This is a genomic window from Sphingomonas sp. CCH9-E2 (assembly GCF_001557215.1).
GTDB lineage: Bacteria > Pseudomonadota > Alphaproteobacteria > Sphingomonadales > Sphingomonadaceae > Sphingomonas.
In genome coordinates this window covers 1-8,251 of the sequence record NZ_LSJM01000289.1, presented here as the reverse complement: position 1 = coordinate 8,251, position 8,251 = coordinate 1, and the positions used below count along the sequence as shown (strand labels likewise).

At 66.1% G+C, this 8,251-nt stretch carries 7 protein-coding genes; 2 read left to right on the top strand and 5 right to left on the bottom strand.

All coding sequences use genetic code 11. The annotated features are described in order from the left end of the window. Window positions 1–62 precede the first annotated feature (62 nt). Window positions 63–1,736, bottom strand: coding sequence for an amidohydrolase (locus AX681_RS13475; protein ID WP_066656900.1), 1,674 nt, complete (start codon window positions 1,734–1,736; stop codon window positions 63–65). A gap of 141 nt (window positions 1,737–1,877) precedes the next feature. On the opposite strand from AX681_RS13475, the gene AX681_RS13470 reads away from it, so the two are divergent. Beyond that, window positions 1,878–3,122: a threonine ammonia-lyase gene (locus AX681_RS13470; protein WP_066656897.1), complete on the top strand. Its 1,245-nt coding sequence runs from the start codon at window positions 1,878–1,880 to the stop codon at window positions 3,120–3,122. Between the two features lie 243 nt (window positions 3,123–3,365). After that, window positions 3,366–4,154, top strand: coding sequence for an arginyltransferase (locus AX681_RS13465; protein ID WP_066656888.1), 789 nt, complete (start codon window positions 3,366–3,368; stop codon window positions 4,152–4,154). Between the two features lie 2 nt (window positions 4,155–4,156). Here AX681_RS13465 and AX681_RS13460 read toward each other — a convergent pair whose 3' ends face one another. The 4 genes from AX681_RS13460 to AX681_RS13445 form a co-directional block, all read right to left on the bottom strand. After that, window positions 4,157–4,960, bottom strand: coding sequence for a transglutaminase N-terminal domain-containing protein (locus AX681_RS13460; protein WP_066656887.1), 804 nt, complete (start codon window positions 4,958–4,960; stop codon window positions 4,157–4,159). After that, window positions 4,960–5,895: an alpha-E domain-containing protein gene (locus AX681_RS13455; protein ID WP_197421803.1), complete on the bottom strand. Its 936-nt coding sequence runs from the start codon at window positions 5,893–5,895 to the stop codon at window positions 4,960–4,962. The genes AX681_RS13460 and AX681_RS13455 overlap by 1 nt, the downstream gene beginning before the upstream one ends. Window positions 5,896–5,900: 5 nt before the next feature. Further along, on the bottom strand, window positions 5,901–7,373 hold the full coding sequence (locus AX681_RS13450) for a circularly permuted type 2 ATP-grasp protein (RefSeq protein WP_066656883.1): 1,473 nt from the start codon (window positions 7,371–7,373) through the stop codon (window positions 5,901–5,903). 304 nt (window positions 7,374–7,677) lie between these two features. After that, window positions 7,678–8,109 carry a hypothetical protein gene (locus tag AX681_RS13445; protein ID WP_066656257.1) on the bottom strand — a complete coding sequence of 144 codons (432 nt, stop codon included), beginning with the start codon at window positions 8,107–8,109 and terminating at the stop codon, window positions 7,678–7,680. Window positions 8,110–8,251 lie beyond the last annotated feature (142 nt).

The following is an 8,251-nucleotide window of genomic DNA, read 5'->3' as shown; positions in this document are numbered from 1 at the left end:
CATTTCAGAATATCCTGCCGATGGGTGGCCGGGTGGGGGAGCGGGCCGGTGCCGCAATCCAGCTATTGCCCGCCGGAAGCGTCGCTGCCCGGGCGGCGATAGACTTGCTCCCCGCCGACCCAGGTTTCGATCACCACCGTCGCGCGCAATTCGCTGGGCGATGCCAGCAGCGGGTCGCGATCCACGACGATGAAATCCGCGCGCATGCCGGGCGCGAGGTGGCCGAATTTGGTCTCGGCAAAACCGGCATAGGCACCGTCCAGCGTGAAAGCACGCCAGCTGCGTTCGCGCGTCAGCGCTTCATCGGGTCGCCAGCCGCCAACCGGCTGGCCCTGTCCGTCCTGCCGCGTGAAACCGGTCGCCCAGCCTTCGAACGGGTTGGGGCTTTCGACCGGATAGTCGGAGCCGAAGGCGATCCGCGCGCCGCTGGCCAGGATCGACTTCCAGGCATAGGCCCCAGTCAGTCGTGCCGGCCCGACGCGCGCCTCGGCCATGGTACGGTCGCTGCTCTGATGCACCGGCTGCATCGACGCAATCACGCCGAGCTTGGCGAAGCGCGGCAGATCTGCGGGATCGACGACCTGCGCATGTTCGATCCGCCAGCGCCGGTCGCCCTTATAGGTCTCGCCGACCTCGGTAATCGCGTCCAGAACCTGCTGGTTGGCGCGGTCGCCGATCGCGTGGATCGCAAACTGGAACCCGTCCATCGCGCCGCGGACGAGCAGGTTGGACAACTGGGCATCGGTCAGGAACGGCAGGCCGCGATTGCCCGGGGCGTCGCTATACGGCGCCTTGAGCCACGCCCCGCGCGAACCAAGCGCGCCATCGGTGTAGAGCTTGATCCCGCCCATCCGCAGCTTGTCGCCATAGAGCCACGGCGTCGGGCCGCTCCCGCCGACGCGCAATGCGGTTTCGACGCCATCCGAATAGGACATGATCCGCATCCGCAGCAGTCCCATGTCACCCATGCGGCGATAGGTCAGCCAGTCATCGACGCTGGTTCCCATATCGGCGCTGGCGGTGACGCCCATCGACAAGAGGAGTTCTTGGGCCTTGATGAAGGCGGCGTTGCGGTCGCGCGGCGTGGGCTGGGGCAGTGCCTTCTCGATCAGTTCCATCGCCGCATCGACGAACACGCCACCGGGCTTGCCCGCGACCAGCTCGATCCGCCCGCCCGCCGGGGATTTGGTGGAGGGCGTGATCCCTGCCGCCTTCAGCGCCGCGCTGTTGGCCCAGCCGGCATGGCCGTCGGCGCGGACCAGCCAGGTCGGGACGTCGCCCGTCGCCGCGTCCAGCTCAGCCGCGGTCGGGAAGCGGCCAAGGCCCCAGACCTCCTGATTCCAGCCACCTCCGGTGATCCAGCGACGCGTGGGATTTTCGGCGGCATAGCGGCGGATCGCGTCCTGCGCCTGTGCCAGCGACCGCGTGGCCGACAGATCGAGCGCGAGCGCGCGGAAGCCGAGGTTCATGACGTGGCCGTGCGCGTCCACCATGCCGGGGATGACCACCCGGCCCTTCAGATCGGCGCGCCAGTCGGGGCGCTCGGGCCGCTTCTCCCCGCGCTTGAGCAGCCTCACCACTTTGCCATCGGGCGACATCACGATGCCGGTGAAGCGGACAACCTCGCCATTTTCATCCAGCGTGATCCCGTCGACGTTATCGACCAATGCATCGGCAAGCGCAGGCGCGGGCAGCAGCAGCGCGGCGATCAGGGCAAGCGAAACGGGAAGGCGCACGCAGGTCTCCAAGTGAACGGGGCCGGGCACAAAGCTGCCCTATGGACCGGTTTCGAATAGGCGGTGTTCCCCCGTCGCGCCAGATGGTCTAGGGCCGCGCCACCGGCCCGGCGGCGTTTCCGGGATTGCGAAAGATTCACGATGGCAACTCAGGCTGCGTCCGCTCCGACTCCCCTCCCCCTCGCTTTGGCCGATGTGCAGATGGCGGCGGAGCGGATTGGCGGGTCGATCGTGCGCACGCCGACGCTGCACAGCAAGACGCTGTCCGACCTGACCGGCGCGACCGTGTACCTCAAGTTCGAGAATTTGCAGTTCACGGCGGCGTACAAGGAGCGCGGCGCCCTCAACACGCTGCTTCAGCTTGACGCGGCCGCGCGGGCGAAGGGCGTGATCGCGGCTTCGGCCGGTAACCATGCGCAGGGCTTGGCCTATCACGGCAACCGGCTGGGCATCCCGGTCACGATCGTGATGCCCAAACCGACGCCTACGGTGAAGGTGACGCAGACCGAGGGTCATGGCGCGAGCGTGATCCTGGAAGGCGAAACGTTCGACGAGGCCTATGCCCATGCACGCCAGCTTGAGGCCAAGAACGGCTATACCTTCGTCCACCCGTTCGACGATGCGCGGATCATGGCCGGCCAGGGGACGGTCGCGCTGGAGATGCTGGCGGATGCACCCTGTATCGACACGCTGATCGTGCCGATCGGCGGCGGCGGGCTGGTGTCCGGCATGGCGACGGTGGCGAAGGCCGCCGACCGCGCGATCGAGGTCGTCGGGGTCGAGGCCGAGCTGTTCCCGTCGATGTACAACCGCGTGAAGGGCACCGACCTTCCCATCGGCGGCGATACGCTGGCCGAGGGCATCGCGGTCAAGGAGCCCGGCACCATCACTGCGCAGGTGATCGAAGCGCTGGTCGATGACATCGTGCTGGTCAGCGAGCGCAAGCTGGAGGAGTCGGTCAGCCTGCTGCTGCAGATCGAAAAGACGGTGGTCGAGGGCGCGGGTGCCGCGGGCCTTGCGGCACTGCTGTCCAATCAGGAGCGGTTTGCGGGCCGGACGATCGGCATCGTGCTGTGCGGCGGCAATATCGACACGCGGCTGCTCGCCAATGTGCTGTTGCGCGACCTCGCCCGCTCGGGCCGGCTCGCGCGGCTGCGCATCCGGTTGCAGGATCGTCCCGGCGCGCTGTTCCATGTCAGCCGCATCTTCCACGAACAGGGCGTCAACATCATCGAGGTGTATCACCAGCGCGTGTTCACCTCGCTCCCCGCCAAGGGCCTGATCACCGATATCGAATGCGAAACGCGCGACGGCGCGCATCTCGACCGGCTGATGGTTGCGCTGCGGGAGGCGGGCTATTCGGTCAGCATGGTCGAGCTGGACTGAAGGTTTTCCACAGCCTGGCGACGAAGCGAATCGGGCGTGCGGCGAACCGAGTCGCGCGCCCCTCCCCACCGAATCACCACTCCAGTATAGCTGCGATGTGCACGTCTTCCGGCTGTGCAATCCCGAATTATCACTGCACCGCCGTTAACCCATTTTCATGGTAAATCGCCTTTTCATCGTGATTCCTCCGCTTCATAAGGGTCACGTCCGACGCACATTGCGTGGTTTGAAGGGGGCGAACGGGTGACGGCACTGACGCGCTTTCCACGGTTTTTCGTGACCAGCCCTTCGGCGTGCCCGTATCTGCCCGGGCGGCAGGAGCGGAAGATCTTTACCGAGCTGAACGGTCCGCATGCCGGCGAACTCAACGACGCGCTGGGTCGCATCGGGTTTCGCCGCAGCCAGTCGGTCGCGTACCGACCGAGCTGCGTCGGCTGCAATGCCTGCCTCTCGGTCCGCGTCGTCACCGACGAGTTCCGGCCCAATACGACGCAGCGCAAGCTGATCCGTCGCCATTCCGACCTGTCGGTCACCGCTTGCCGCCCTTGGGCGACCGAGGAGCAATATGCGCTGCTGCGCCGCTACCTCGCCGCGCGCCACCCCAGCGGCGGCATGACGATGATGGACGAGACCGACTATGCCGACATGGTCGAGCAGTCGCCGGTCAGCACCTATGTCATCGAATATCGCGAGCCTGAAGAGTTGGGCGGCGCGCTGGTTGGGGCGTGCATCACCGACCAGCAGGCCGATGGGCTGTCGATGATCTACAGCTTCTTTGCCGCCGACCATCCCGAGCGGCAGGGCCTGGGCAACCTCATCATCATGGACCATATCGTCCGCGCCCGCAGTGCTGGCCTACCCTATGTCTATCTCGGCTATTGGGTGAAGGGCAGCGACCGGATGGCGTACAAGACGCGCTATCGCCCGATGGAAGTGCTCGGCCCCAATGGCTGGTCGCGGATGCCGGACGATGCCGACGCGACCGTCGCCGAAGCCGCGCCCCAGCCGATGCGGTTGCGCGCTTTCGCCTAAGGTCAGGCGTCGCCGTTCATCCGTTCGACCTGCAACTCTACGGACAGTTCTTCCACGCCTTCGCCCTGGCGGATGCCAGCGATGGGCGCGGCGCCGCTGAAGTCGAGCGCGGTGGCGACGCGGACATAGTTGGCATCGGGGCAGATGCCCGCCGACGGATCGAAGCCGACCCAGCCCAGCCCCTCGACCCATGCCTCGGCCCAGCCATGCGGCGGGCATGTCCCTTCGCCGCAATTGCGATAGCCCGAGACGTAGCGCGCCGGGAGGCCGAGCGCGGCGGCGCCGGCGATGAAGATATGCGCCAGGTCACGCGCGTTGGGCTCGCCCGCAAACGCCTCCGCCGCGGTCGCGCCGCTGTCGGGCAGATCGGGCGCTTCGGGGAAGCGCTCCGCCAGCGCGCCGTTCCAGCGGTGCAGCTGGTCGAGTGCATCCGCCTGCCCCGCCGCCGCGCGGGCCAATTCGGCCAGCTCCGCGCTGGGGGCGGTACGCAGCGTAGTGCGGCTGAACAAAGCGGCCGGCAGCGGTTCGGCACTCCCGCGGATCAGCCCGTCCGCCTCGGTCGTCAGCACCTGTCCGGCGACGTTGATCTCGATCCGCTCAATCGGCCCTTCGGCGTAAAGCATCGTGATGCGGTTGCCGAAGCCGTCGATCGCGTCGCGCAGCCGGACATCGCAATCGACGTCGATGCGCCAATCGACGACGGTCTGGTCGTGCGTATCGCCAGGCGTCAGGCGCAGCGTTTGCACCAGCCGCTGCTGCGGACTGCTGAAGCGGTAGCGGGTCTGGTGGTCGATGGCCAAACGCATCAGATAAACCTGAACTGGCGGGCGATCGCTGCGTCGAGCAGCGCATTTTCGCGAATGAAAGCTTGCAGATATTCGTGCAGGCCGCTGACGATCACTTCGTGCGCGCGGGTTTTCTGCATCCGGGCGATCCGCGCGCGGGCCATGCGGTCGGCCTCGCCCTGCAATCCGGTGCGCTTGGCAAGGGCGTTGAGCTGCTCCACCACTTCCTGAACGCAACCCGCCAGGCTGCGCGGCAGTTCGGAGCGGGTGATCAGCAGGTCGATGACATTGGCGGGGCGGAGCCCGTCGCTATACAGCCAGCGATAGGCGGTGACCGCCGAAACGGTCTGCAGGATCGTGGTCCACTGGTCGCGGTCGACCAGCCCGCCGACCTTCTCCCCCTCGGGCAACAGCAAATGATATTTGACGTCGAGCAAGCGCGCGGTGTTGTCCGCACGCTCGATCGCGGCGCCGAGCTGGATCAGCATCGTCGCTTCATTGTCCATCATGCGGTGGATCGCGCCTTCGAACCCGCGCGCCTCCGCCATGATTCCTTCGATCAGGGATAAGGTCGTCGTCGTGCCGCCCGGGCTGACGCGCCTGGCGAACAGCAGCCAGAGGCGGTTGATCGCGGTCCAGGCTTCGCGGGTGAGTGAGGTGCGCACCGCGCGGGCATTGTTGCGCGCCTGTTCGAGGCAGCGGATGATCGAGCCGGGGTGGCTCATGTCGAGCGTCAGGAAATGCGCCACCGGCTGCTGGCTGATCGCGTGGTGCGCGGCGGCATAAGCCTCTTCGGTATAGGTGACGCTGAGCGCGCTGGCCCAGGCCGCCTCCCCCGCCGGGCGGGCGGACAGGGCGTCGAGGCGTACGGTCGCCTCGACCAGCCGGGCGATGAAATCGGCGCGCTCGACATAACGGCCAAGCCAGTAGAGCGACGCCGCGGTGCGGGAGAGCATGCGCATCAGCCGACCACCTGCGTCTGTTCCTGTCCCTGTACCGGCCCGTCGGGCAGCAGAACGAAACTGTCCTTGGTCCCACCGCCCTGGCTGGAATTGACGACCAGCGACCCTTCCTTGAGCGCGACGCGGGTCAGGCCGCCGGGGACGACGCGGACGCCGTGCGAGCCGGTGAGGACGAAGGGCCGAAAATCGACATGGCGCGGCGCCAAGCCGGTTTCGGTCACGGTCGGCACGGTCGACAGCGCCAGCGTCGGTTGCGCGATGTAGCGATGCGGTTCGGCCATCAGCGCTGCGCGGAACGCCTCGATCTCCGCCTTGGTCGCGGTCGGGCCGACCAGCATGCCATAGCCGCCGGAGCCGTCGACCAGCTTGACCACCAGGTCCTTGAGGTTGTCGAGCGTGTATTTGAGCGCCTCCGGCTCGCGGCAGCGCCAGGTTTCGACATTGGGCAGCTTGGCCTCACCGCCCGAGTAGAATTTCACGATCTCCGGCATGTAGCTGTAGATCGCCTTGTCATCGGCGATGCCGTTGCCCGGCGCATTGACCAGCGCGACATTGCCGGCGCGATAAGCGGCCATGATGCCCGGAACGCCGAGCAGCGAGTCCGGGCGGAAGACGAGCGGATCGAGGAAATCATCGTCGATGCGGCGATAGATGACGTCGACGCGGACACGCCCGGCGATGGTCTGCATATAGACGATGTCGTCGTCGACCAGCAGATCGGCCGGTTCGACCAGCTCGACCCCCATCGTGTCGGCGAGGAAGCTGTGTTCATAATAGGCCGAGTTGAAATGCCCCGGGGTCAGCACAACCGCGACCGGGCTGGCGCTGCGCCGCTCCGGCGCGACCGAATAGAGCGTTTCGCGCAGCATGTCGCTGTAGCTGTCGACCGCGGCGACGCGGAAGCTGCGGAACAATTCGGGGCAGAGGCGGATCATCGCCTCCCGGTTTTCGAGCATATAGGACACGCCCGACGGGGTGCGGGCGTTATCCTCGAGGACATAGAATTCATCCGGCCCGGTGCGGACCAGATCGATGCCGCAGATATGCGCCCAGATGTCGTGCGGCGGGCGGATACCGGCGACTTCGGGGCGGAATTGGGGGTTGGACAGCACCAGTTCGGGCGGCAGCACGCCTTCGCTGAGAATGCGGCGTTCGCCGTAAATGTCCTGGAGGAAGGCGTTGATCGCCTCGACCCGCTGCACCAGCCCTTCGGACAGGCGCGCCCATTCGTCGTGCATGAAGATGCGCGGCACGATGTCGAACGGGATGATCCGTTCGCTGGCATCGGTGTCGCCATAGACAGCGAAGGTGATGCCGAGTTGGCGGAAGGTCGCTTCGGCCGATTGCTGGCGGCGGTGGAGTTCGGCGTGGGGGGTTTCGGCCATCCAGCGCGCGAGTTCGTTGAATTGTGGTCGCGGCTTTGCCGGCCCACCATGACCCCAAATCTCGTCGAACGCGCGGCTTACCCCCATCAGGCCTCCAAAGTCCCGAACCCCGTGACGGTTCCATGCTGCAATGCTTTGTTGCGTTGCACAAGGGGGTGTGGAGCGGGCCGACGAAGCTGACGATTATGTGCGGTTGTCGGGGTGAGTGGACCGGGACGGGGCGGGTTCGAGACCGGGAGGCGACTGCGACGCGACACCGGCGCGACAGGTGCGGGACTTTGGTGCGACTGGGGTGTCAGGCGAGCTCGTGTGCGGTGGTGGCGGGTCGGCGGCATCGTTGGAACTGATCAGGAAATTTCCAACTTGTATCCAACAAAATCGGTAAGCGAACTTAGAGTGCGCTCGGCTTCGGTCGTAACCGCCCCAGAGCATCCAAGATGCGCACCCGCCGACCCGGGACGCCGACATACTCAGTGCTGGAACACCGACCGGCCCGGTCTGTCACCATCACCGCAAATCGGCGGTGGAGAGAATCCGACCAGAAGCGTGCCTTCGCTTCGCCGAAGTCAGTCACAGAGCATCCCGACTTCGCACACAGGGCGACAAAGGCTTCACGGTAAAGCGCGACAGACTCCACGAGCGAAGCGGAGGGCTCACCTTCGACGATCTCACCTAGCAGAAAATCTACGGTTATCGCGCCACCGCGGGAACGCTGTGCGTCACCATAAACATCCATTTCGTAATGGCCGATCATCAAGCCGATGCCGCTCCCGAGGGAGTCAGCGGCGTTATGAACGATCGCCCGGAGTTCGGAATGCTTCATGCTCGAATGCTACAACGGCTCACAACCGCATTCCACCCAACTCCAGCCAGTCCCGTCACCCCGGCCTTGTGCCGGGGTCCACCGGGCGGCTGGCGTGGGAGTTGGGCTCGATCGTTGCGCTTGGGGTGGGGTGGACCCCGGC

Excerpts from the sequence above, each read along its gene's own strand:
- AX681_RS13455 (WP_197421803.1), bottom strand. The coding sequence starts at position 5,895 with ATGCTCTCCCGCACCGCGGCGTCGCTCTACTGGCTTGGCCGTTATGTC.
- AX681_RS13460 (WP_066656887.1), bottom strand. The coding sequence starts at position 4,960 with ATGCGTTTGGCCATCGACCACCAGACCCGCTACCGCTTCAGCAGTCCG.
- AX681_RS13450 (WP_066656883.1), bottom strand. The coding sequence starts at position 7,373 with ATGGGGGTAAGCCGCGCGTTCGACGAGATTTGGGGTCATGGTGGGCCG.
- AX681_RS13445 (WP_066656257.1), bottom strand. The coding sequence starts at position 8,109 with ATGAAGCATTCCGAACTCCGGGCGATCGTTCATAACGCCGCTGACTCC.
- AX681_RS13470 (WP_066656897.1), top strand. The coding sequence starts at position 1,878 with ATGGCAACTCAGGCTGCGTCCGCTCCGACTCCCCTCCCCCTCGCTTTG.